The following is a 23,622-nucleotide window of genomic DNA, read 5'->3' as shown; positions in this document are numbered from 1 at the left end:
TATTGAGCCGTCTTCATTTGTCATTTCACTTTTTGAGAAACAGCTATACTCAATAGATGGCTTAGTTATTATATTAACAATAAGGTAATTAGCTTATGTGTAAATGTGGTTCAATGCAGATCGTACAACTCAAACCAAGTTGGGCTGACAAGCTATTTGGCTACTCAGAAAGATGGAAATGCCAACTTTGTTGTAAGATCTACCGCATCTAAAATTAAAAATAGAATCTTAGTTTTTCTAAGAAAAAGCAGTGGCCCGACAATGATTGTCGGGTTTTGTTTTTCCGAGCATTCATTTTTTTCCCTTCGCTACAAGACTACTCATCACGGCAAAACCTAGCATCTTAATGTGACTTAGGTATAGAATCAGGCCCACTTATTCTTTCCGATATTCATATATAACTGGTCACTATGAACAAAAGTTTGCTAACGAATGTCCTCGCTATCGCTTTGATGGCTGGAGGTCATCAATTACAAAACGACTATCTTTGGTATGCAGGGCTGTTTGCGTTCTCAGGCGCCATCACCAACTGGCTTGCCATCCATATGCTGTTTGAGAAAGTGCCTGGATTATACGGTTCTGGCGTGATCCCCGCGCGATTTGAAGAGTTTAAACTGGCTATCAAAAACCTGATGATGGAACAGTTTTTTACTGAAGCGAACATTGACCGATTCTTGAATAAAGAAATGGCGGGCGGTGTGAACATCGATCTTCAACCAGTAATTGAGAAAGTAGATTTAAATCCAGCATTTGATTCCCTAGTGGAAGTAATTGAAGGCTCTCAGTTTGGTGGCATGCTAGCGATGTTTGGCGGCTCGGAAGCGCTACAACCCATGCGCCAACCTTTCGTCGAAAAGATGCAAGAATCCATCATTGAGTTGAGCAAGAGCGATAACATCAAAGAAGCACTGAAAGAGCAATTCGAATCTCCTGCAATGATGGATGAGATAAAGCAGAACATTGAAGGTATCATCGATCAACGTTTAAGCGAATTAACACCGGCATTAGTTAAAGAAATGGTGCAAAAGATGATCAAAGAACACCTTGGCTGGCTAGTCGTTTGGGGCGGTGTTTTTGGTGGTTTAATTGGCGTTATCAGTACCTTTATCGGGGCATAATCGCTCACCGATTTATTAAAAAAGGAGCTTCGGCTCCTTTTTTAATCGAGAAAAAGTAATATACCAAGCCACGCTAAATAAGGAGGCTCAACACATGCCTCGCCTAACCAAGGAGCTCGGGATTAACACCAAATCCCGTTTTATGTTCTTCTATGACCACTTCACTACGAGTTTGAATCACGCCCGGAAGCGTGCCTAACTTACTCGACATAAACTCCTGATACGCTTTCATGCTCTTAACACGAACTTTTATCATGGTATCGAAATCTCCAGAGAGCGAGTAGCACTCTTCAATTTCAGGCATCAATTCCACCGCTTTCGCAAACTTTTCAAAAATAGAAAAACTGGTTTGGTCTAAACGAATATGGATGAATACTTGCACATCCAGCCCCAACTTTTCCGCATTCAACTCTGCATGGTAACCATTGATATACCCTTCTTTTTCTAGCCGCTTTACACGGTCAGAACATGGAGAAGTCGTTAAGTTAATCAGCTTTGCTAGTTCTACAACCGGAATTCTGCCTCTCGAATGAAGCACTCTCAAAATATGTAAATCAATCCGGTCCAATTGATAACTCATTAACCCGCTTCCTTGTAACCACTTAGAAAGCATCACATTAATCGTTGCTCAAACAATTGCAAACCATCAAATGCACAGCATGTGAAATTCAGCAGAGAATAACCAGAAAACAACGAAGGAGGGAAAGAGCTATGATTATTGCCGCTCACTTAGTAACCGTGATATGAAGAGAAAAAGCAACCTAGCGGCTCCCGCGGAGTCGCAAATTTGAAAGCGCATGACACGCCTGTATAGATATGTCGTTCGGGCAACACTGCCCTATTTAGCCATTAATCATGGCTATCACTCAGAATTAGAGTGCGGCCGATGTATGCCGTGTAGGATGTGGAACAACCTCTCCAATTGCACGATGATTACAACAACGGCAGTAGTATTGAGGCTCCATCTCGTAATAATGTTCACCTGATACAAATTTCGCCATCAGCTGTGTAAAACTCACCATTTTGCCTGTTAACGAGTCAACAGACTGAGGCTCGCAACGCTTCATAATCACTTTATGTTGCGTTGATTTTCTACAAGCTGCGCAATATATATCCGGCATTTCTCTTCTCCCTACTTTTTCGTCCTACTGACAATTGACATATTTTGTTCAAAATAATTCCACAATTAAAAAGCTCCTTTAATTTTTTGTGCCCTATCTTCAAAAAATTGAACGAAAGTATCAAAAAACTGAGACATTGGTCAGACCTCAACTTTTGTACCATCAATATGAGCAAACGTGCTTATGTGTGTAATAATACGACACATTACACATAAGCAATTGTTCGGGCTTATTATTTAGTAAGGCGCATGACAACTACACGCCTGGCTAGATCGAGCTTTCGAGACGCCTTGTTATCTCGATTTACCCCGCAAACCAGTTGCTAGCAGCTATAGCCGTCTCATCAAGGAAGAAATGCATGACGATACAACCGATTCTCACTACCGAAAGACTCGTCCTCCGGCCATTCAATATCGATGACTGCCAACAAGTGGCTTTACTCGCTGGAGATAAGCGAATTGCCGACATGACAGCAAACATCCCTCATCCTTATGAGCGACCGATGGCGCAAGCATGGATAGATAGGCACGATCCGATGTATCAGCAGCATCAAGGCGTGGCGTACGCTATTACCTTGCGAAACACTGGGGAGTTACTTGGTGCAGTGAGTTTACCGCGTATCGAAGAGGGCTACGGTACATTAGGCTACTGGGTTGGCGTGCCACATTGGGGGAAAGGCTATGCATTCGAGGCCTCCAAAGCCTTACTCGAATTTGCTCGAATGCACTTTGAGTTAAACGGAATAACCGTGATGCATTTGGTGGACAATCAGCGTTCTAAATCGGTGATCCAAAAACTAAATATCCCTTACATCGGTGACAAAACATTGCGCATGCAAGGCAAAGAACGAAAGGTTTGTGTCTACCAACTCACGTTCGTCGCTTCTGAATAAAGTCGAGGAATATGTCGGATGATCATCCATGAAACTTCACAAAATCTGCCCAAGAACAACCCTTTCTTGCTAGGAACTGTATTGTTGTCGCTGTTCTATTTTTCCTACCTAGCAGACAAGATCGTCGAGTTTGGACTCGTAGCACTCACAATAATAGGATTGAAACTGCTCTCAACGTACTTCACGCGCCGCGCGTTCAATCCTAAAACGCTAGATATCGATGCAAGCACCAACACCTTGAAGTACCGCCAGGGCTCAACGGTTTACTTCCGTCTACCTCTTGATGACATTGTCAAAGTCCAAATACAGAAAGAGTTCTTCTCTAGCAAAAGTTTGATGCTCTACACAGTCAACGACGCTTACCAAGTGCCGAATTCAGACAATTTCGATTCTCTACAGTTAAAGGATTTAATGAAACAACTTGAAGAGAGAATTGATGATCAATCTCGCTAAAACGAAAAGAGAAGACATTCTAGAATGTTGCCAATTTGGTCTCTAAATAGAAAGACAAAAAAGCCAGCAATAACGCTGGCTTTTCTCTGTATTAGTCTTGTGCGACTTTCACGCGAATTTTGCTTTTTTCTACGTTCGTCAAATTCAGTGCTTCAAGAGCAGAAATGGCTTCTGCTTCGTCCGGCATGATGACAAAACCGAAGCCTTTCGACAAACCCGTGTCTTGATCAAGCACTAGCGAACACAGTTCTACTTTGCCGTACGCTGAGAATAATTTGCGGATATCTTGCTCGGTCATGTGACGAGCCAAGTTTCTTACTAAAAGTTTCATAATGAACCTAGTTGGTTTGATAACGGTTCGATTCTCTCAGTTTCTCTCTGGCAAACCAAGTGAATAATATGACGGCGTTGACTAGATCATTCTAAGTACATCTGTTTAAATGATTTTCCGTTCATTTTTCACCCATAGGAGAGTCGGCATGGAAACGAAACGTCTCAAACTCATCCCTGCTTGTTTAGAACGAGCCGAAGAGGCGCATCAAGCTGTCGTTCGCAGCCAAAAAACTCTCGAAGTCTATCTGCCGTGGGTGCCTCATGTGCTGACATTAGAAGCGATGATAGAAGGGACAGAGAAAGCCATCGCAAACTTTGAAAACTTCGAAGAAGAGCTGCGTTACTACATGATTGAAAAGGAAAGCGATCGCTTACTGGGTGCGGTCGGCCTGATGATTCGAGATCCCGACGTACCGTCCTTTGAGATAGGTTATTGGTTAGATAATGCTGCCGTTGGCAATGGTTATGTTGCCGAGGCTGTGCTCGAAGTTGAGCGCTATGCGTTTGATGACTTGGGCGCAAAGAGAATCGCAATTCATGCTGATAGCACCAACCAAAAGAGCAGGGCTGTAGCCGAGCGCTGTGGTTATGAGTTCGAAGGAGAGCTCAGAAACGAACGTCTGACTACATCGGGAGAGCTGAGTAACACCGTTATTTACGCCAAAATTCGTCGCGACTAACACTCCAATCTAACCGAGCAATGCTAAGCTCTGATCTCAAGCTACCGCCACTAACGTTAATTAAGTTTCAGATAAAACAAAGCCCGCTAAAATAGCGGGCTTTGTGTTCATATACGGGAAGTTACTAGTCTAGTTCAACCAGTTTTTTCTCGAACGACTGGTGTTGGTCTAACACGTCTTGCGCAGCACCGCCCGTTGCTTTACTTACCACAATGATGGCAAGCGTAGAGAAGATGATGCCCGGTACGATTTCGTACACATCAAACCAACCGCCAGTTAGCTGCTTCCAAACTACGATAGTGATACCACCAACAAGAATACCTGCTAACGCGCCGTTACGGTTCATACCGCTCCAGTAAAGGCTAAGTACAACCGCAGGACCAAATGCCGCACCAAAACCAGCCCAAGCGTAAGATACAAGACCAAGTACTGAGCTATCAGGCGTCATCGCTAGGAATAGCGCAACAAGCGAAATAACGATAACACCGATACGACCAATCATTACGATTTCTTCAGAAGACGCTTCTGGCTTGAATACTTGCTTGTAGAAGTCTTCTGCAAGCGCTGAAGATGAAACAAGGAGCTGTGAGTCAGCGGTACTCATTACCGCCGCTAGGATTGCTGCTAACAACATACCCGCAACGACAGGATGGAATACTGCGTTAACCAATAGCATGAAGATCTTCTCACCGTCCTCTAGTTGAGTACCCGGATGACCCGTAACCCAAACCAGACCAACAAGACCAACAAGCATTGCACCAACCATAGATAGTGCCGTCCAAATCACTGCGATACGACGTGCAGTCGTTAGATCTTTGTTTGAACGAGACGCTTTAAAACGCGCTAGGATGTGTGGCTGACCAAAGTAACCAAGGCCCCACGCCGCTAGAGAGATAATGGCAATCGCAGACAATGGTTCGCCTTTCGCGTCATTCCATAGCGTTGCAAGTTCTGGGTTGATGTCATGTAGATCAGAACTTAGCTGACCTAAACCACCGTCCATTACCGCTATAGGAACAATCATTAGCGCAGCCGCCATTAGCAGACCTTGCACTAAGTCAGTCCAAGATACCGCTAGGAAACCACCGAATAGTGTGTAAGAAACGACACACACCGTACCGATGATAACAGCGTAGGTATAATCTAGACCGAATACCGTCTCAAACAGTTTGCCCCCTGCGACCAAACCTGAGCTGGTGTAGAAAAGGAAAAATAGAAGAATGAAAAACGCAGAGATTGTCTGAATCAGTTTCGACTTATCGTTGAAGCGACGTGACAGGAACTCTGGCAACGTTAGCGCGTCAGTTTGGATACTGTAGGTACGGAGGCGTTTTGCACTGATGAGCCAGTTTGCCCATGTACCAAGAAGTAGACCGCCGGCTAACCAGAAGGCCTCGATACCCGCAGCGTACGCATAGCCAGGCAAGCCTAGCAGCAGCCAACCACTCATGTCTGAAGCACCTGCAGATAATGCAGCAGGCCACGGACCTAGGCTACGGCCACCTAGGAAGTAGTCAGATGAATTGGAAGTCCTCTTATACGCGTAAACGCCAATAGCAACCATAATCAGTAAATACGCCACAAAAGTGGACGTGATAGCAAAGCTATTTTCTATCATTAGATAGTCCTCGTTATAATTATTTCCTTCCTTGCCTGCCCTGATATTTTACCGTCTCAGCAATACATCAGAGTATAAAAAACCAATCTGGACCGGCTCTCAGTCCAGTTACTCCAGATTGGCATTACAAGTCAGGTTAGTGAGTTTCGTTCCCCAACTCGAGTAGAGTTGCGTTACCACCCACCGCGGTAATATTTATCGTTCGAGTGCGCTCAGTAATGAAGCGCAACGAGAGATGAGGATCATGAGCCAATTTCGATGACTCTAAATCCGTTTCAGAAACTAAGCCGACGATTGCACCGTCACGCTTAGCTAGTTGAAGATTGAGCGCATGCTCAACCTGTGAACGCCCAACATAACCCACACTACGTACATCGCTCTCAAGCAACGGGGCAGACGCATCGTACGCAACAACCTGGACTAAGTTAGATGGGAAGTTTGCCAACGCTACAGCTTGCTTAACCAATTGGTTTAGCTCTGCATTGTCACTGCAAACGACCACACTGTTGCCGGCAATTAAGGCACAGGTGATCATCGCAAAAGCACTGTATAACGCATTATCAGCAGGCTCGATGTTGTTTTCACAAATCACCAAAGCCACACCGCGTCCTGCGGCATACAGTTCGTTAGTTTCCCCTGTAGGGCCAACTAACTGGTGAGTTTCTGCAAGAAGAGCTGATGCTTGTTGCAAGTGGTAAGAAACCACTTTGGCAACGGTAGACTGCTGCCCTTCTAGTGCAGATTTAAATGCCAGAACATGCTCGCATTTGTAATCAAAATCAGTCAGATTCCACTGCTCCCACGCAGAGAATGCATCTTTAAAATAGGTGATCTGATGAACCATAATGCGACTCCTTATGCGTTTTCTGCTTGAGCAAGAAGATGTTGAGTAAATCGGAATAGGTAGTGTGGACCACCAGCTTTCGGGCCAGTACCTGACAAGCCTTGACCACCAAACGGCTGTACACCAACCACAGCGCCAACTTGGTCTCGGTTGATGTAGCAGTTACCTACTCGTGCATGTTTCTCAATCCAACGGTACGTGGTTTCGTTACGGCTATGGATACCCATCGTCAAGCCAAAACCCGTTTTGTTGATCTGCGCAACCACGTTCGGTAATTCAGACGCTTTAAAGCGAACAATGTGCAAGATTGGACCAAATTGTTCTTCTTTCAGCACATCGATGCCCGAGATTTCAAACGCACTTGGTGAGACAAAGTCACCATGCTGGCACGATTCATCCAGCTGTAGCTGAGCGACTTTAGTCTGTGTTTTGCTCATTTGCTCAAGGTGAGCAAGGAGTTTTTGTTTTGCATTGCTGTCGATAACCGGACCAACATCTGTTTTGTGTAGGTAAGGTAAACCAACATGCAGTTCATTCATCGCACCCTGAATCAGGTTGATCATACGGTCTGCTACATCTTCTTGTACAAATAGAACACGAAGGGCAGAACAACGCTGACCAGCAGATGCAAACGCCGAACGAATCACATCACGCACCACCTGCTCTGGCAATGCAGTACTGTCCACAATCATTGCGTTTTGGCCACCTGTTTCCGCAATAAACGGAACTGGTTTCGCGCTGCGCTCCGCGAGCGTGACGTTAATGCGTTGCGCCGTTGCCGTTGAGCCAGTGAATGCCACACCAGCAATAGCATCATGAGAAGTCAGTGCATGACCGATCTCAGCGCCGCGACCAGTAAGTAACTGAATCACACCAGCAGGGAAACCCGCATCAAGCATTAATTCAATAGCACGAGCGGCAATTAAGCTTGTTTGCTCAGCAGGTTTTGCAACCACAGTGTTACCTGCAATCAGTGCTGCCGTTACCTGACCAAGGAAGATAGCCAACGGGAAGTTCCAAGGGCTGATACACACAAACACACCAAGACCTTCACGGCTAGAAATGCGTTTCACACCGTCAAAGCCTTCTAGCTCAAATGGCTGTAGGTTTTGCGCTTGTTTCGCGTAATAACGACAGAAATCCACTGCTTCACGAACTTCATCAATACTATCGTGAATCGTCTTGCCCGCTTCTTTGTGACAAATCGCCACCAGCTCAGCCAGATTTTCTTCCATTAAGTCAGCAAGCTTTTCTAAACAAGCCGCTTTTTGCTCAACAGGAACGGTTTTCCAATCAGAGAAAGCAGTTTGCGCCGCATCAATTGCAGCGGAAACATGATCAAGTGTTGCAAATGCCACTTTGCCGACTTCAATTCGGCGATCGTACGGTGCGGTGATGATCTCAGCCGCATTTTCCTTGATCATGCTTTCGGCAAAACACTCACCATTGATCATCGGGCCTGCAACCCACTGATTGTCCATGAAGCTTTCTACCTGCGCTTCAAATGGCTTCGCTTCACTGTCGATGTCAATGTTGACGCCATATGAGTTCTTACGCTCAGGGAAAATATCGGCAGGCAATGGAATTTTGTCGTTGTGTAGCGTGTCAAAACCCGTCAACACATCCACAGGGTGATGGGTCAACTCATAAATCGGACAACGCGCATCAACTAGACGGTGTACAAACGAGCTGTTCGCACCATTTTCAAGCAGACGACGAACCAAGTACGGAAGAAGATCAGCATGGCTACCGACAGGAGCATAAATACGTACTGGCTGACCGTACATTTTCATAACATGGTTATACAGTGAATCACCCATACCATGCAGGCGCTGGAACTCGTATTCTTTGTGCTCCGCCATGACAGCAATTGCCGTCACCGTGTGAGCATTGTGGCTTGCAAATTGTGGGTAGATATTACCGCGAACACCTTCGCTAAGTAGGAAACGAGCACAAGCTAGGTATGCAACGTCCGTCGCTTCTTTGCGAGTGTATACTGGGTAATTTGCATAACCCGCTTGTTGAGACCACTTGATTTCGCTGTCCCAGTACGCGCCTTTAACCAAACGCAGAGGAATAACGTCACCTTGTTCTTTTGCGAGTGCATTTAGCCACACCAAGACTGGTAGCGCACGTTTTGAGTAGGCTTGAATAACCAAACCAAACTTGCCCCAACCCTTCACAAGATCGCTACGGTATACTTTCTCAAATAGCTTCAGGGAAAGCTCAAGGCGATCCGCTTCTTCTGCATCGATTGTGATTGCAACGTCGACTTCAATTGCACGTTTCAATAGCTGCATTAGTGAGTCATACAACTCTGTCATTACACGTTCTTCATTTGCGACTTCGTAGCGCGGGTGTAATGCAGAAAGCTTGATGGAAATCGAAGGCGCAGGGCTGGTGTCGTTACCGTAAGTCTCGCGACCCACCGCTTCGATCGCCATTAGGTAATCTTTGAAGTACTTGTTCGCGTCCGCTGTAGTTAACGCCGCCTCACCCAACATATCAAACGAGTAGGTGAAACCTTTGTCGCGCATTGGACGACCGTTCTTCTGCGCTTCTTCGATCGTACGACCACGAACAAACTGGTGACCCATGATCTTCATTGCCTGATACATGGCTTTACGAATCACAGGCTCAGAGAATTTATTTACCAGACGGTTTACAGCCTGACCTGGGCTCTGGGTGCCTTGCTCACCAAGACCAACCACTTTACCTGTTAGCATGAGGCCCCATGTTGATGCGTTAACAAACACAGAGTCAGAGTTCTTCAGGTGAGATTTCCAGTCTGCGACACTCAACTTATCTTTAATCAAAGAATCTGCTGTCGCGGCATCTGGGATGCGCATTAATGCTTCTGCAAGACACATCAGCAAGATACCTTCTTGAGTATCTAAGCTGTATTCCAGCAATAAAGCATCAATCATCTGGATTGACTTCTTATCGGCACGAATGGCTTCGATAAGGTGGGTCGTTTGGGTAGTGATCGCCGATTTTTCATCCTCTGTCGGCGTCGCTAGTGGCAATAGTTGCTCTAGCCATTGAGACTCGTCCACCATATATAATGGCGAGATCAGTGACCACAACTTATCAAGCGGCTGCCCGATAAATTCCGGTGTCAACACGTTCGTAGCTGTAAACATGTGTGTTCCTCAATCTCACTCCTCGAAAACCGCTTCGAGGATTATCAATGGCTGGCAGTGTATTTTGAGGCCGATAAGAATACTTGTCAAAAACTACGACATTTTTGCCAAAAACTCGCTTTTATAACAAAACATCCACATAGTCACATTCAAATAGGTAATATTTTGTGTTGTAAATTTTAATTTTTTCATTGCATTCACAACAAAATATCAAGAATATCAATAAGATTTTTGTGAAGAGCTCGTTCTAAGAGAAAATGTAGGATCAAGTGGCATATCAACCACTGCAAAGAACAGAGAATTTAAAAAAACGAGAGATAGGTCACGTGAATAAAACATAAAAAAACCATGCATAGTGCATGGCTTTATTCTGATTGATGATTATTTGACCTAAAAAAACGCGTTGTTATCCAACTTGTTTTTTATAACGGGAAGGTGATATTCCCTGTAAGCGAGTAAAAGTATGAGTAAAAGTACTCTGGCTTGAGAAGCCAGTAAACTCGGCAATTTGCCCTAAAGAAAGGTGCCCTTGCTCGATTAATTCACGAGCCATGTCGATACGCTTTCCGAGAACATATTGATGAGGTGTAATCCCCATCTGCTCTTTAAACAAGCAATGGAACTGACTTTCCCCAAGAAACACTCGCCCGGCCAATTGAGCCACACTAATCTTATGACTCAGGTGCTGCTCAATGTAACGATCAATCGCCTCCAAATCAAAGCGCGACTCTTTTCGACTGGTCTCAAATGCCGAGATATGGCGCTGCATTAATGCAATCACAGTGTCGTTACACGCACGACTTAACAGCAGGTCATCCGGATGGTTTCGCATTTCCTGAACCAACATCTGTATCAGCTTCTGAATTTGACTATCTAACTGGAAGTAGACATGGTCTCTCTCCAGGTTATTGATTTTTTGAAGCATTTCAGGATCATCATTTGTCGGTTTGGGCATATTCAGCACCAAAATATCCGATTGATTGATGACGCCACCGAAAGCATGATCAGAGCATGCGGTAACCACACAACCTTGACCAGGGCCGACAAGATTACCTCGCCCGCGCACTTCAAATTCGGCTTGCCCTTTTAAACCAATCACGATCTGCGTATAAGAATGATCGTGGCAATCCATATAAGACGGAAGTGTGATCAGCTCCGCCGGCTTTGGCAGAATAATCTCTTGATATGAAAGGATTTTTTGGTTATCTGAATCACTCATTTTAAACAGTCGTCTTTACACGGTCAGCTTACGTCTTCGCATCATATACCTTCTTTGTTGGGTTGCAACTTTTACCCAACTCAATCGACAAGATCAAATCAGCATGCTCAAGTTCATTTACATGATCATAGTTCCGGAACGATGATCATGCGAGGTTAATTTACGGTCAGTGAGCAACCAATTTTATTAACAAAAACGGATAGATAGGCAACACCTTACGTATACATAATCAATCAATGTAAAGATCCTTATTACCGAACAATCTGTTATTTTGTAAAACACCGTGCTCCATATTAGATAACTCGTCCCTGAAACGGATCGAAACCCACTCTTAAACTCAACATAGAGGGATTTCCCCCCTTACTAATATGCTTCTGATTCAATACATTAGTTATCGAGCTTTAAGATGCATACGATCTAAAGCTCTCGGTATCTCATTGATACCTCTAACTTACTTAGCAGACCCTCGCTAGGTAATTTAGAACCTCTTCTACACGTCGACAAGATTATATCTTGTGTTGCCAGCCCGTCTTCAGGCTGGCTTTTTTTTTCGCTTCTCAACAATGAAAACAATGGCATAAGCTGATATCATAGCGTTTGTCTCACTGTCCCTCTCATATGCTTAGGTGCTGCTCTTTCGCTCACAAGTGATATGAACGTCAACCACATTACAACTGAGTTGTAGGAAGCATGATCAAGGACGATACGAGTTGTAAGCCGAACATTGGCGGACATCCGTGAGCGCACATATCTGTAATGAAACAGACCATTTTCCCAATTAAACTCTTCGTTCCATTTCGTCGTTGTCTATGACTACCTGACGAAAACATCGAACACCATGAATTTAATTGGATTGAGCGCCAATCAACGAACGTGTTCTAGCAACGTAACTGCCTACTTGGCAACATCAATACGAGCCATGTAACACGGACGTCTCTGTATTGGTAAAAGCAGTATGTAGTGAGTCCTTTTGTGAATATTTCAGTCGATACCATAGAACAATCCCTCCTTAAACAGCTACCAGGTTGTTGGGGATGCAAAGATAAAGATTCGGTATTCCTATACGTAAACCAGGAATACGCAGAACTGTTAGGGCACACGTCGCCCGAGGAGTGCTTGGGTAAAACTGATTTTGATATGGCCAGCCCAACCACTGAATGCGCGCAAGAATTTCAACGCCAAGATAAACACGTTCTCGAAACTGGCGAGTCACTAAAAATTCTGGATATCCACCCTTATCCAGATGGCCGCTGGCGAGCACATATATTTACTAAAACACCGTGGCGAGATGACAAAGGCGACATCGTAGGCACCATTTTCTACGGAAGGGAACTCACCGACACCGCCGTGATTGAAGTCGGGTATTGGGTTTGTCGTGCAATCAGTACCAACCCAAATCAACAATCCATCTTTCGTTTTTCTGACTTACAACCAAAACCAGAGAAGCTCACATGCCGCGAGCAAGAAACGCTTTTCCTCTTGCTCTATGGCAAAAAGCCTCAATTTATCTCTCAGGTCATGGGCATATCAACAAAAACCGTTGAAGGTCACGTCGCACGCTTACGTAATAAGTTTGCAGCGAACAGCAAGAACGAGCTAATAGATAAAGCAATGGAAGCAGGCTACGGCTCTGTTGTACCCAAAACGCTGCTTAAGCATCAATTATCGGTTGTGTTGAATGGAGAGCGATAATTCGCATCGCTTCTACCTACAAAAACACCGCCCCAATTCGGCGGTGTTTGTTTATTCATGAGGGACCATAAGCCTATGGCGCTAGACGATCAATGTCCCAACTTCCATCATGTTGGGAGAAAAGAAAACGATCGTGAAGGCGATGTTCGCCACCTTGCCAAAATTCGATGCTCTTTGGTTTTACGCGAAAGCCACCCCAAAAGGTTGGTACTGGTATTTCACCCTTAGCAAACTTCTGTTTTAGCTCTAAAAACTTACCTTCCAACACACCTCTGGCAGAAATACGGCTACTTTGTTTGCTCGCGATTGCGGCCAACTGGCTCTCTTTAGGACGAGAAGTAAAGTATTTCATATTCTCTACGGCGGTAAGCTTTTCAGCCACACCAGTAATATGAACTTGGCGCTCTAACGGATGCCAAGGGAAGTGCAAACTAATATTGCTGTTATGCTCTAGCTGCTGGGCCTTGCGACTGCCTAGGTTGGTGTAAAACACAAAACCATCTTTGTCGACGTTTTTCAATAGAACAATGCGTTGAAACGGCATGCCATTTTCATCAACCGTTGCAACTGTCATCGCAGTCGGGTCCGTTAAACCCGCTTCAACTGCTTGCTCTAGCCACAGATTAAATTGATCAATAGGATCAGCTTTCAAATCTTTACGACGCAGCCCACCTTTGGTGTACTCACGACGAATATCAGCAAGTTCCATCTTTACTCCTTCACTCGTTTTTGTCGATTGTGCTCCCGATACTGAGGAAATACAAGGACATCATTGTGCTTGTTATCGTTGCCGCTCACAGCATCACAGTGCGTCATTTGATACCATGACACAAAAAACCAGTGAGCCGATCGTGAACTTACTCAACCCCAAAGCCCTACGTCATTTTTTACTGCTACTGTGTGCCGTCGGCATTTCAGGGCTTGCGCTTACTCATCATTACGCAACTCAATACCAACATGATCAATGGCAACAAAAGCTAGAGAGACAAGCCGCGCAAGTGTCACAAGAAGTGGACTACGAACTGGCAAAGTTTGAACAGATACCAAACCTATTAAGTCACGACCCAAGACTACTCAAAGCAGTAGAGCGCGGAACGCCCTCTCAAGAGCTCAACCTACTGTTATCAGATTGGTTGAAGCAAAGTTTGGCCGATACTATTTACGTTCATGACCGCACCGGGTTAGTCATTGCCTCAAGTAACTTTCAGCAAGAAGATACGTTTGTTGGCTCTAGTTTTAGCTATCGCCCCTATTTTAAAAATGCGCGACGCGGTGAGCCCGCTCAATACGTTGGATTAGGCGTGCGCTCGAATAAACGTGGGTACTTCTTCTCGTCTCCGCTGTGGGTAAATGAGGAAGTCGTTGGCGTGATCACAGTAAAAGTGAATTTGGAGCAATTAGAACAGCGCCTTTCGCAAACCACGACTGACGTACTCATTACAGATAAACACAATGTCGTGTTTATGAGCAATTTACCAGACTGGCGCTATCGTGCACTTTTCCCACTGTCATCGAGTGCAATAAATGAACTTACCGAAACGCGTCAATATGGCGATACCTTACCCGAATATTTTGGTGAGTTAACGGCACACAGTGGTGTCACGGAGTTTGATGACAATCAATTGCTTCTATCACCGAATTACCTCGCATACGCAACACACTTATTGGATAAAGGGTTTCGCGTCGTTGCCTTAATTAACCACAACAGCGTTCTTGCCGCCGTTTTACAGGCCGATATCGTCTTCCTGATCTTATATGCGCTCATTGCTCTAATTGCGTTAGCGTGGTTCCAAACCCTAGTTAACAAAGCACGCCTTGCCCATCTCAATGTGAGCCTAGAAGAAAAAGTAGTGCAACGGACACTAGTTCTGAGTGAAGCCAACCAAAAGCTACAACAGACCATCCGCCAATATGAACAAAGCCAACAAGAGCTTAAACAAACACAACAAGAGCTGACGCAAGCCGCGAAATTGGCACTGTTGGGCGAGCTGTCTGCCAGTATTAATCATGAGATAAATCAGCCACTTTCCGCACTAAGAACCTATACCGAAAACTCGCAGCGTTTGTTGGCAATGGAAAAATACCCAATGGTCGCCGACAATTTGGGCAAAATGCTGACACTTAATGACACCATTTCGGAAGTCATTGCCCGCTTAAAAGTCTTTACTCGGAAAGCCACGCACGATTCACACAATGAAATCTCAGTACTGCACGACGCGGTACATACTGCCACCAGCATTTTGAGCAACAAGCTTATTAAGCAAGGAGTAACACTAAAAGTTCCGGCCATCGACTATGATGTGAAGCTGGCCATTCACAGCGTTGAATTAGAACAAGTGCTGATAAACCTCTTCCACAACGCGGCACAAGCGATGGAAAACCACTGTATCGATCCGCAAATATCCATTGCTGTTCAGTGTCATGATGACAGTTGCGACATTCTTGTTTCCGATAACGGGCCTGGCATGTCGGACGAAGCCCTAGCAAAAATCTTTGATCCATTTTTTACGACTAAGCCAGAGGGCTTAGGATTAGGTTTGACCATCTCCAAACGCATTTTAGAGAGCTATCACGGCTCCCTCTGTGCCTATAAACATCAGAGCACAGAACAACAAGCAGGAGGGATGACCTTTATCGTGACGCTACCAATAGTCAATCAGAATAAACGTACCCCAGAAGTGGAAAACGACCATGAATAACCCAGTTTTCTTTGTTGATGACGAACCACACATTCGTGATGCCGTGTCTCAAGCCCTGCTGATTGAAGGGATAGACGTCACCTGCTTACCAAACGCAGTAGAAGCCTTACGCGTAATCGACTCAAATATGCCTGCGATTATCATTACCGATATCCATATGCCCGTGATGGATGGCTTGGAGTTTATGCGAACTTTGCGAAGCAAAAACGATCACTTTCAATTCATCGTACTTACTGGACATGGAGATGTGAAAACCGCGGTAGATGCGATGAAAAGCGGCGCGTACGACTTTCTAGAAAAACCGTTTTCAACGGAACAGCTCATGAAATCGCTCAACAATGCCAGCGATAAACTGAACTTGTTGCAAGAAAACATCTGGCTTAAGAAAGAGCTCGACATGCAAACTCATGTTGGTCCGAAAATGATTGGTCACAGTAAGGCCATGGTGAGCATTCGTCGCGCCTTGATCAGTGCGCCTACAAGCCAGCCGCTCATTTTTGTAGGTCAAGATGGTACGGGTCGGCGACTCGCTGCACAATTTGCCCACGACATACATGCAACACCAGATAGTGAGCTAATCGCCGCTTCTGGTGAAGACCTCTATGAGCTTTCATTAGAAGCGCTCGACAAAGCCATACACCGCTTAAGTGAAGGAAAACGCCACTGCAGTTTGTACTTACATAGCGCAGAGCATGTATCATTTGAACAATGGGAATACTTGTTCAAGCACCCGAAACTTGAACGTGTTTTTGGCGCGACCACCCAAGCCGAGCCACCTCTAAAATCCCTGGCGACTCTAATTCACTTACCGACGCTCGATGAAAGAAAGGAAGATATAGGGCCTTTATACAAGCACTTTGTGCGCCACACAGCGAGCCGATATCAGTTACAGCCGCCACATATCAGCCTAGAAGAGGTCAAACACCTCACCAGTCTCGAATGGCCAGAAAACGTTAAGCAGCTACGCCAATTTGCTGAACTTCGTGCCCTCAAGCCAGATACTTTTAGAATGGAAGATTGGAACAGTGAGAAAAGTCTTGAAATTCAGAGTATGACTCAGCGCACAGAATACTTTGAATATTGCTTGTTATTCGATGCATTGCAAAGACATCGCGGCAGACTCAAAGAGGTTCAACTAGAATTACAGGTATCACGCAAAACCTTGTACGACAAACTAAAAAAACATCAGTTGGATAAAGCCAAGTTCAAGGCGTAATAGCTATACTCCGGCGCTAATTATGCTTTTGTTTGATTTAGAAAGTGTAAGAAAGCTCATTTGAAGAGAGAATAACCCTCTTCTCATATTTTATTAGCCGAGCATGCTGACATGATCGGTTAATAATAATAAGATCAAAAAGATAATCCGTAATTATATAAGCAGGGACTGTGATGAGCCGAGATAACTACAACAAACTCAACGATGAAGAGTTGGATTTTGTTGATGACAAAACTGCAGCATTGCTCCTCAATACCCCCAACAGCGCGCGTTTTATGCTCTGGGTTATGGTGCTATTTTTCATTGCAGCAATAGGTTGGGCATCTTGGGCTGAAATCGACAAAGTCACGGTTGGTCAAGGCAAAGTGATTCCCTCCTCACAGATACAAGTAGTCCAAAACTTAGAAGGTGGCTTAGTCAAAGAAATCTTGGTCAAAGAAGGTCAGTTGGTTGAAAAAGGCCAACAGTTACTGCTTATCGATGACACCCGCTTTCGCTCAGATTTTCGTGAACGTGAGCAACAAGTTGCCAACCTTACCGCATCTGTGCTGCAACTATCCGCTTCTATTAACAGTGTTGCCGTTAATCGTGATTTTGAAACGGAAAACTGGCGTCAAAGTGTACTACTTGATTACGGTAAACTGACCTTCCCACCAACCTTGGAAGAGACTCGACCTCAACTCACACAGCGTCAAAAAGCAGAATATCGCGAAGATCTAGATAATTTACGCAACCAACTTTCTGTTATTGACCAACAAGTGCAGCAAAAGCAGCAGGACTTGGTAGAGATCCAAGCACGAGTAAGGAACTTGCGTCAAAGCTACCAATACGCGAAAAAAGAACTCGATATCACCAAACCTTTGGCAGACGAGGGCGTTGTTCCTCGTATTGAACTGCTCAAATTACAGCGCCAAGTCAACGATACCCGTCGTGAAATGACGTCCAGTGAGCTCAAGATTCCCGTATTGCAATCAGCGATTCGAGAATCCATGCTCAACCGTATTGATGTTGCACTCAAATTCCGCTCTGAACAGCAAGAGAAACTCAACAGCGCCCAAGACCAGTTATCTGCTTTGGTTGAATCAGCGGTGGGCTTGGAAGATAGAGTAAACCGAACGGTTGTGAATTCGCCAGTAACAGGCAAAATCAAAACACTGAACATCAATACTGTCGGTGGTGTTATCCAACCTGGTATGGATATCGTCGAGATCGTACCAACAGAAGACACACTATTGGTAGAGGCGAAAATTGCGCCAAAAGACATCGCATTTTTACGCCCAGATCTTCATGCTATCGTGAAGTTTACAGCTTACGACTTCACAAAGTACGGCGGTTTAGAGGGAGAGTTGGAACATATCAGCGCGGATACCACTCAAGATGAAGAAGGCAACAGCTTCTACATTGTTCGTGTACGCACCGAAAAAACAAACTTTGGTCAAGATGCAGATTTACCAATCATTCCAGGAATGACTGCATCGGTCGATATCATCACAGGGAAGCGAACCGTTTTGGAATATCTACTTAAACCGATTTTAAGTGCCAAAACGAACGCCTTGAAGGAGTAAACCACATTAAGGTACTCGCGATAGGGAGTATTGAGCGATAAGTGATTAAATAAAAAGCACTTATTTCTCACTGACGAACTCTCTAGAAGAGTATACTTGTGATACGAGTCGAATATGCGATCCAATTTGCAGCGTAAAGTTACATTATTAATCAGCTTAAGTTGTTTGTCGTTCCAACTTGGTGCGCTGAACAGTAAAGAACAACGATGGGTCAATACGGTCACAGCGGTGTACGGCGAACGTGCGGGATTGCGCGTAAATACATGGCGAAAGAACCTCGACTTATTTAAACAATTAGAGACTCATGAACAGCTCGCTGGCGTTAACGACTTTTTTAATCAGCTGTATTTCGTTGACGACATAAAACTGTGGGGAAAGACAGATTATTGGGCTACGCCACTCGAATTTTTAGGGAGTAACGCAGGAGACTGTGAAGATTTCACTATTGCTAAGTACTTCTCTTTACTCGAGCTAGGAATACCAGATTCAAAGATGCGGTTAATATACGTAAAAGCCATCGAACTGAATCAGTTTCACATGGTATTAGCTTACTACCCTACCCCAAGTTCTGAGCCGCTCATTCTCGATAATATCAATCCTGACATTGTCCGAGCCTCTAAGCGTAGCGACTTGCTACCGATATACAGTTTTAATGGTACAAACCTGTGGTTGATGAAGTCATCTGCTAGCACTGGAGAGCTGGCAGGGAAAGCATCACGGTTGAGCCTTTGGAATGACTTACGCTCGCGCGAACGTAAGTTGCAGTTAAATAAACCTAAAATTAACTATGACGAGTGAGAAACATGACCCTATATAAGAAGCTTGTGGTGGGGATGGTTACGGTCTTTATACTCTTGTTGGCATCAGTATTCGTAATCCAATTCAACACGACTCGAGACAGCTTGGAGCAACAGCAACGTTCAGAGGTCAACAACACTATTAACACCGTAGGTTTGGCATTGGCTCCTTACCTAAAGGACAAAGATAAAGTCGCGGTTGAGTCCGTGATTAATGCTCTATTTGACGGCAGCACCTACTCAGTTGTTCGTCTTACAGCATTAGATTCTGACTACCAGATCGTGCGTACTTACCCAGTTAAACCAAGTACGGTGCCACAATGGTTTATCGACATGAATCTATTTAAAGCGATTCACGATAAGCGTGTTGTGACCAGTGGTTGGATGCAGCTCGCCGAAGTAGAAATCATTAGCCACCCAGGCGCAGCTTACGAGCAGCTCTGGCAAGGTTTTATTGGCTTGCTGTCTGTATTCAGTGTCATTTTTCTGGCTGGTTTAGTGGCAATTTCATACATCCTACGTCGCTCGCTAAAACCATTAACGGCCATCGTGAATAAAATGCATGAAATCGCGAATAACCAATTTGGTGAACCGCTTGCTCGTCCAAGAACCAAAGATCTTATCGCGGTGGTAGATGGCATTAACATGATGTCTGCTCAAATCGAGCTATCATTCAAAGAGCAAGCCAAAGAGGCGCAACGTCTGCGTGCTCAGGCTTACCTCGATCCTATATCTAAATTGGGTAACCGCTCATTCTACATCAACCAAATCGACCAATGGCTTGCAGAGCAAACGCAAGGGGGTATCGCGCTACTCCATGCTGAATACATTGGGGACATTTACGAGACCAAAGATTACCAACGCGCAGATGCCCACGTTAAAGAACTGTCTCAACGTTTGAAAAACACCATTGATGTACCGGGTGCCACTATTGCTCGCTTGTCTAGTGATGAGTTCGGCTTGCTTTTCCCTCATATGGATGAGAGCGAGTTACGCATTTTATCGGACAGCATCGTCAATTGTGTGAACGGCCTAAATACTGACCCAACAGGCTTAGCAAAACCTAAAGCGTCACTAGGGGTTGCACACAGCAAAGATCAGAAAACGCGCTCTGAAATCCTCTCGATGGTGGACAACGCACTATCGAAAGCCAAAGCGCAACCAGACAAGCCATACGGCTTCATTGGCAGTGATACACCTTCTAGTTTGATGGGTAAACAGCAATGGAAAGCGTTGGTTGAAGAAGCCATTCATAGTGATTGGGTTAAATTCCGTTTCCAAGCTGCGAAAAACACATGGGGTAAAGTATTCCACAACGAAGTATTTTCAAGCATCGAAAAAGATGGTGAAACGTATCGTGCGAATCAATACCTATTCGCACTAGAACAGTTAGACGCCACCAACATCTTTGACCAGTATGTCATTGAATCAATGATTAAGATGCTAGAAAATGGTGAACTTAATGACCCAGTCGCGATTAACATCGCGCAAAGCAGCTTGTCTCAACCATCGTTTATTCGCTGGACAACTAGCATGCTAGAGAAACACGCCAAAGTGGCCTCTAAGCTACATTTTGAAATTCCAGAGGAATGCTTTATCGATCAGCCTCACCACACAGCACTGTTATGTAATGCCATTCGCCAATCAGGTGCTGAGTTCGGCGTAGATAACTACGGGCGTAACTTCCAATCTTTGGAATACATCCAAGAGTTCCGCCCGAACTATGTGAAGCTCGATTACCTATTCACACACAACTTGCACGACGAAAAACAGAAATTCACGCTAACGTCGATCTCTCGTACTGCCCACAACCTTGGTATTACGACTATCGCATCGCGTATCGAAACTCAAATCCAGTTGGATTTCCTCACTGAACATTTTGTTGAGGTATTCCAAGGATTCATCGTCGACAAGGAATAAAAAGGTTTATCAACGATGAAAGACCCTTTACTGAATTCGCTCATCTACGTTAGCCGTTACTATGGGTTAGCTAACTCGCCAGAAGCGCTAGTCAACGGACTACCGCTATCTGACGGTAAACTGACCCCATTTTTGCTACCAAGAGCAGCGGAAAGGGCCGGATTGGTTGCCAAGGAAAACCGCGCAGAGCTGGAGAGCATCTCTAGCCTAATTCTGCCGGCAATCTTAGTTCTTAAAGGCGGTGACTCTTGCGTTCTCAACAGCATCAATATGGAGAAACGCGAGGCCGAAGTCACCACCCTAGAAAGTGGAATGGTGCCGATCTCTATTCCATTAGAAGACCTACTTGAGCAATACACTGGTCGGTACTTTTTAGTTAAAAAGCAATTCCGTTTCGATGAGCGCTCTCCCGAAGTGCTCAAAACCAACGAAGGCCACTGGTTCTGGTCCACCTTGTGGCAGTCAAAACGCATCTACCGTGATGTTTTAATCGCATCACTTCTCATCAACCTCTTTGCGGTTGCCGCTCCGCTATTCACTCGCTTGGTGTACGACAAAGTGGTTCCGAATCTTGCGTTTGAAACCCTATGGGTACTAGCAAGTGGCATCTTTGTCGTGTTCCTGTTCGACTTCATTCTCAAGTCGCTGAGAAATTACTTCATTGATGTGGCGGGCAAGAAGTCTGACATTCTGATTTCATCCAAACTGTTCAGCAAAGTGATGGGGATTAGAATGGAATCAAAGCCGCCTTCGGTCGGTGCCTTCGCTCGCCATTTACAAGAATTCGAATCTATTCGAGAGTTTTTTACTTCAGCGACCGTCAGTGCTCTCATTGATTTGCCTTTTGCCATTTTGTTCTTAGTGATTATATGGCTAATGGCTGGCGATCTTGTGTATGTACCGATGGTGGGCGTGGTCATTTTGATTATTCACTCGCTACTGATACAAGGGCCGCTGCGCCGCTCCATTGAGGAGGGTTCACGCCTAGCATCGCAAAAATATGCCAATTTGATAGAGAGCTTGGCTGGGTTAGAAACCGTAAAAATGCTCAGTGCGCAAAGCCAATTCCAATACCGCTGGGAAGAGGCAGTTGCGCACATGGCGAACTGGAATATAAAAAGCCGCCGAATTACGGATAGCATTCAAAACGCAGCAGGTTTTGTGCAGCAAAGTAGTAACGTAGGGATGATCATCCTAGGCGTTTACTTGATTGCAGAGGGCGACTTAACCATGGGTGGTTTGATTGCCGCAACCATGCTTAGCGGCCGCGCGATTGGTCCTTTGGTTCAGTTATCCTTACTCTCTACGCGCTACAACCAAGCGAAGTCTTCTATGACAATTATCAATCAAGTCATGGAAATGCCGGATGAACAAGAAGAAGGTAAACGTTACATTCACCGTCCAATAGTACAAGGCAAAATTGAACTTGAACGCGTGACCTTCCACTACCCAGATTCACCGGTGGCGTCGATTCGAGATTTGAGCTTGACCATTAACCCAGGCGAAAAAGTAGCGATCATAGGCCGTATCGGTTCGGGTAAAACCACGTTAGAACGTCTCATCATGGGCTTGTATCAGCCGACGGAAGGTCATGTTCGCATTGATGATACCGACATCGCACAGCTGCATCATGTCGACATTCGCCGTAATATTGGTTGTGTGCCGCAAGATTCGAATCTGTTCTTTGGTTCTATCCGCGACAACATTACGCTAGGTCGCCCATTAACCGATGACCGTGACGTACTAGACGCAGCGAATCGTGCCGGTGTTACTGCGTTTACGCAATCTGACCCAGCGGGCTTAGAACGCCAAGTTGGTGAAGGTGGTGCAATGCTTTCGGGTGGTCAACGTCAAGCAGTCACGATCGCTCGTGCATTTTTGGGTCGTCCTCCTGTTCTACTCATGGATGAACCAACCAGTGCGATGGATAACCGCTCAGAGATGCACATTAAGCATCAATTAGCACAGTTGAAACCTAGTGAAACGCTGATTCTGATTACGCATAAAACGTCTATGCTCGACATCGTTGATCGCGTAATTGTGATGGAAAAAGGCAGCATCATCGCAGATGGTCCTAAAGCGCAAGTGCTGAACGATTTGAAACAAGGCAAAGTGCGTGCGGTTAGCTAGCCTGAATTCACATTGATAAAAGACAAGGGCCCCGTTTAACTTGTGTTTAACGGGGCTTATTTTATTGGGAGCCCGAGATAATTAAGTTCTTCAAGCGCGACCCAAACGAGTACAAGGCCAACAATCACGAATAAAATCATAATCGCCTTTTCATCTTCTTCCATTTTTCAACGCCCTAAAAG

Annotated in this window: 19 protein-coding genes; 11 read left to right on the top strand and 8 right to left on the bottom strand. The window is 45.0% G+C overall.

Annotation, left to right across the window (positions count from 1 at the left end; genetic code table 11):
- Window positions 1-410: 410 nt before the first annotated feature.
- Window positions 411-1,118, top strand: coding sequence for a DUF445 domain-containing protein (locus tag R7H07_RS10975; RefSeq protein ID WP_005374596.1), 708 nt, complete (start codon window positions 411-413; stop codon window positions 1,116-1,118).
- A 103-nt stretch (window positions 1,119-1,221) separates the two neighbouring features.
- Here R7H07_RS10975 and R7H07_RS10970 read toward each other — a convergent pair whose 3' ends face one another.
- Window positions 1,222-1,698 carry an Lrp/AsnC family transcriptional regulator gene (locus R7H07_RS10970; protein WP_005374595.1) on the bottom strand — a complete coding sequence of 159 codons (477 nt, stop codon included), beginning with the start codon at window positions 1,696-1,698 and terminating at the stop codon, window positions 1,222-1,224.
- 292 nt (window positions 1,699-1,990) lie between these two features.
- Window positions 1,991-2,239 carry a hypothetical protein gene (locus R7H07_RS10965; protein ID WP_005374593.1) on the bottom strand — a complete coding sequence of 83 codons (249 nt, stop codon included), beginning with the start codon at window positions 2,237-2,239 and terminating at the stop codon, window positions 1,991-1,993.
- A 358-nt stretch (window positions 2,240-2,597) separates the two neighbouring features.
- Between R7H07_RS10965 and R7H07_RS10960 the strand changes: the two genes are divergently transcribed.
- Window positions 2,598-3,131 carry a GNAT family N-acetyltransferase gene (locus R7H07_RS10960; protein ID WP_085569453.1) on the top strand — a complete coding sequence of 178 codons (534 nt, stop codon included), beginning with the start codon at window positions 2,598-2,600 and terminating at the stop codon, window positions 3,129-3,131.
- Window positions 3,132-3,149: 18 nt separating this feature from the next.
- On the top strand, window positions 3,150-3,584 hold the full coding sequence (locus tag R7H07_RS10955; protein WP_017820067.1) for a hypothetical protein: 435 nt from the start codon (window positions 3,150-3,152) through the stop codon (window positions 3,582-3,584).
- Window positions 3,585-3,675: 91 nt separating this feature from the next.
- Here the strand turns inward: R7H07_RS10955 and R7H07_RS10950 are convergent, their stop codons facing one another.
- On the bottom strand, window positions 3,676-3,915 hold the full coding sequence (locus tag R7H07_RS10950; protein WP_005374587.1) for an RNA recognition motif domain-containing protein: 240 nt from the start codon (window positions 3,913-3,915) through the stop codon (window positions 3,676-3,678).
- A 148-nt stretch (window positions 3,916-4,063) separates the two neighbouring features.
- Between R7H07_RS10950 and R7H07_RS10945 the strand changes: the two genes are divergently transcribed.
- Window positions 4,064-4,597 (top strand): GNAT family N-acetyltransferase, encoded by a 534-nt coding sequence (locus R7H07_RS10945; protein ID WP_042522265.1) that lies wholly within the window; start codon window positions 4,064-4,066, stop codon window positions 4,595-4,597.
- Between the two features lie 124 nt (window positions 4,598-4,721).
- Here the strand turns inward: R7H07_RS10945 and putP are convergent, their stop codons facing one another.
- From putP to R7H07_RS10925, 4 genes are all read right to left on the bottom strand, one after another.
- Window positions 4,722-6,215, bottom strand: a complete 1,494-nt coding sequence (gene putP / locus R7H07_RS10940; protein ID WP_005374582.1) for a sodium/proline symporter PutP — start codon at window positions 6,213-6,215, stop codon at window positions 4,722-4,724.
- 136 nt (window positions 6,216-6,351) lie between these two features.
- Window positions 6,352-7,059, bottom strand: coding sequence for a 1-pyrroline-5-carboxylate dehydrogenase (locus R7H07_RS10935; RefSeq protein ID WP_206959524.1), 708 nt, complete (start codon window positions 7,057-7,059; stop codon window positions 6,352-6,354).
- Window positions 7,060-7,070: 11 nt separating this feature from the next.
- Window positions 7,071-10,202 carry a bifunctional proline dehydrogenase/L-glutamate gamma-semialdehyde dehydrogenase PutA gene (putA, locus tag R7H07_RS10930; RefSeq protein ID WP_206959525.1) on the bottom strand — a complete coding sequence of 1,044 codons (3,132 nt, stop codon included), beginning with the start codon at window positions 10,200-10,202 and terminating at the stop codon, window positions 7,071-7,073.
- Between the two features lie 406 nt (window positions 10,203-10,608).
- Complete coding sequence (locus R7H07_RS10925; RefSeq protein WP_017820064.1) at window positions 10,609-11,421, bottom strand: AraC family transcriptional regulator; 813 nt, start codon at window positions 11,419-11,421, stop codon at window positions 10,609-10,611.
- 972 nt (window positions 11,422-12,393) lie between these two features.
- On the opposite strand from R7H07_RS10925, the gene R7H07_RS10920 reads away from it, so the two are divergent.
- Window positions 12,394-13,113, top strand: a complete 720-nt coding sequence (locus R7H07_RS10920) for a PAS domain-containing protein (RefSeq protein WP_017820063.1) — start codon at window positions 12,394-12,396, stop codon at window positions 13,111-13,113.
- 73 nt (window positions 13,114-13,186) lie between these two features.
- Here the strand turns inward: R7H07_RS10920 and pdxH are convergent, their stop codons facing one another.
- Window positions 13,187-13,822, bottom strand: coding sequence for a pyridoxamine 5'-phosphate oxidase (pdxH, locus tag R7H07_RS10915; RefSeq protein ID WP_005374570.1), 636 nt, complete (start codon window positions 13,820-13,822; stop codon window positions 13,187-13,189).
- 115 nt (window positions 13,823-13,937) lie between these two features.
- Here pdxH and R7H07_RS10910 point away from each other — a divergent pair, with 115 nt between their 5' ends.
- The 6 genes from R7H07_RS10910 to R7H07_RS10885 all read left to right on the top strand — a co-directional run bounded on the left by R7H07_RS10910 (window position 13,938) and on the right by R7H07_RS10885 (window position 23,440).
- Window positions 13,938-15,812, top strand: coding sequence for a sensor histidine kinase (locus R7H07_RS10910; protein WP_053308002.1), 1,875 nt, complete (start codon window positions 13,938-13,940; stop codon window positions 15,810-15,812).
- Window positions 15,805-17,028: a sigma-54-dependent transcriptional regulator gene (locus tag R7H07_RS10905; RefSeq protein WP_053308003.1), complete on the top strand. Its 1,224-nt coding sequence runs from the start codon at window positions 15,805-15,807 to the stop codon at window positions 17,026-17,028. The genes R7H07_RS10910 and R7H07_RS10905 overlap by 8 nt, the downstream gene beginning before the upstream one ends.
- A gap of 173 nt (window positions 17,029-17,201) precedes the next feature.
- Window positions 17,202-18,593, top strand: a complete 1,392-nt coding sequence (locus R7H07_RS10900; RefSeq protein ID WP_005374562.1) for an HlyD family type I secretion periplasmic adaptor subunit — start codon at window positions 17,202-17,204, stop codon at window positions 18,591-18,593.
- Window positions 18,594-18,707: 114 nt separating this feature from the next.
- Entirely contained in the window at window positions 18,708-19,391 is a 684-nt protein-coding gene (locus R7H07_RS10895) for a transglutaminase-like cysteine peptidase (protein ID WP_005374561.1), read from the top strand.
- Between the two features lie 5 nt (window positions 19,392-19,396).
- Window positions 19,397-21,310, top strand: a complete 1,914-nt coding sequence (locus tag R7H07_RS10890; RefSeq protein WP_005374560.1) for an EAL domain-containing protein — start codon at window positions 19,397-19,399, stop codon at window positions 21,308-21,310.
- Window positions 21,311-21,325: 15 nt separating this feature from the next.
- Window positions 21,326-23,440, top strand: a complete 2,115-nt coding sequence (locus tag R7H07_RS10885) for a type I secretion system permease/ATPase (RefSeq protein ID WP_005374556.1) — start codon at window positions 21,326-21,328, stop codon at window positions 23,438-23,440.
- The last annotated feature ends 182 nt before the right edge of the window (window positions 23,441-23,622 follow it).

This window comes from Vibrio sp. Vb1127, from assembly GCF_033338735.1.
In the GTDB taxonomy this organism is placed as follows: Bacteria; Pseudomonadota; Gammaproteobacteria; order Enterobacterales; family Vibrionaceae; genus Vibrio; species Vibrio alginolyticus.
Note: the sequence above shows the minus strand (reverse complement) of the source record. Positions and strands in the feature narration are given on the sequence as shown.

Coding starts and splice junctions, on each gene's coding strand:
- R7H07_RS10975 (WP_005374596.1), top strand. CDS start 411: ATGAACAAAAGTTTGCTAACGAATGTCCTCGCTATCGCTTTGATGGCT.
- R7H07_RS10970 (WP_005374595.1), bottom strand. CDS start 1,698: ATGAGTTATCAATTGGACCGGATTGATTTACATATTTTGAGAGTGCTT.
- R7H07_RS10965 (WP_005374593.1), bottom strand. CDS start 2,239: ATGCCGGATATATATTGCGCAGCTTGTAGAAAATCAACGCAACATAAA.
- R7H07_RS10960 (WP_085569453.1), top strand. CDS start 2,598: ATGACGATACAACCGATTCTCACTACCGAAAGACTCGTCCTCCGGCCA.
- R7H07_RS10955 (WP_017820067.1), top strand. CDS start 3,150: ATGATCATCCATGAAACTTCACAAAATCTGCCCAAGAACAACCCTTTC.
- R7H07_RS10950 (WP_005374587.1), bottom strand. CDS start 3,915: ATGAAACTTTTAGTAAGAAACTTGGCTCGTCACATGACCGAGCAAGAT.
- R7H07_RS10945 (WP_042522265.1), top strand. CDS start 4,064: ATGGAAACGAAACGTCTCAAACTCATCCCTGCTTGTTTAGAACGAGCC.
- putP (WP_005374582.1), bottom strand. CDS start 6,215: ATGATAGAAAATAGCTTTGCTATCACGTCCACTTTTGTGGCGTATTTA.
- R7H07_RS10935 (WP_206959524.1), bottom strand. CDS start 7,059: ATGGTTCATCAGATCACCTATTTTAAAGATGCATTCTCTGCGTGGGAG.
- putA (WP_206959525.1), bottom strand. CDS start 10,202: ATGTTTACAGCTACGAACGTGTTGACACCGGAATTTATCGGGCAGCCG.
- R7H07_RS10925 (WP_017820064.1), bottom strand. CDS start 11,421: ATGAGTGATTCAGATAACCAAAAAATCCTTTCATATCAAGAGATTATT.
- pdxH (WP_005374570.1), bottom strand. CDS start 13,822: ATGGAACTTGCTGATATTCGTCGTGAGTACACCAAAGGTGGGCTGCGT.
- R7H07_RS10910 (WP_053308002.1), top strand. CDS start 13,938: ATGACACAAAAAACCAGTGAGCCGATCGTGAACTTACTCAACCCCAAA.
- R7H07_RS10905 (WP_053308003.1), top strand. CDS start 15,805: ATGAATAACCCAGTTTTCTTTGTTGATGACGAACCACACATTCGTGAT.
- R7H07_RS10900 (WP_005374562.1), top strand. CDS start 17,202: ATGAGCCGAGATAACTACAACAAACTCAACGATGAAGAGTTGGATTTT.
- R7H07_RS10895 (WP_005374561.1), top strand. CDS start 18,708: ATGCGATCCAATTTGCAGCGTAAAGTTACATTATTAATCAGCTTAAGT.
- R7H07_RS10890 (WP_005374560.1), top strand. CDS start 19,397: ATGACCCTATATAAGAAGCTTGTGGTGGGGATGGTTACGGTCTTTATA.
- R7H07_RS10885 (WP_005374556.1), top strand. CDS start 21,326: ATGAAAGACCCTTTACTGAATTCGCTCATCTACGTTAGCCGTTACTAT.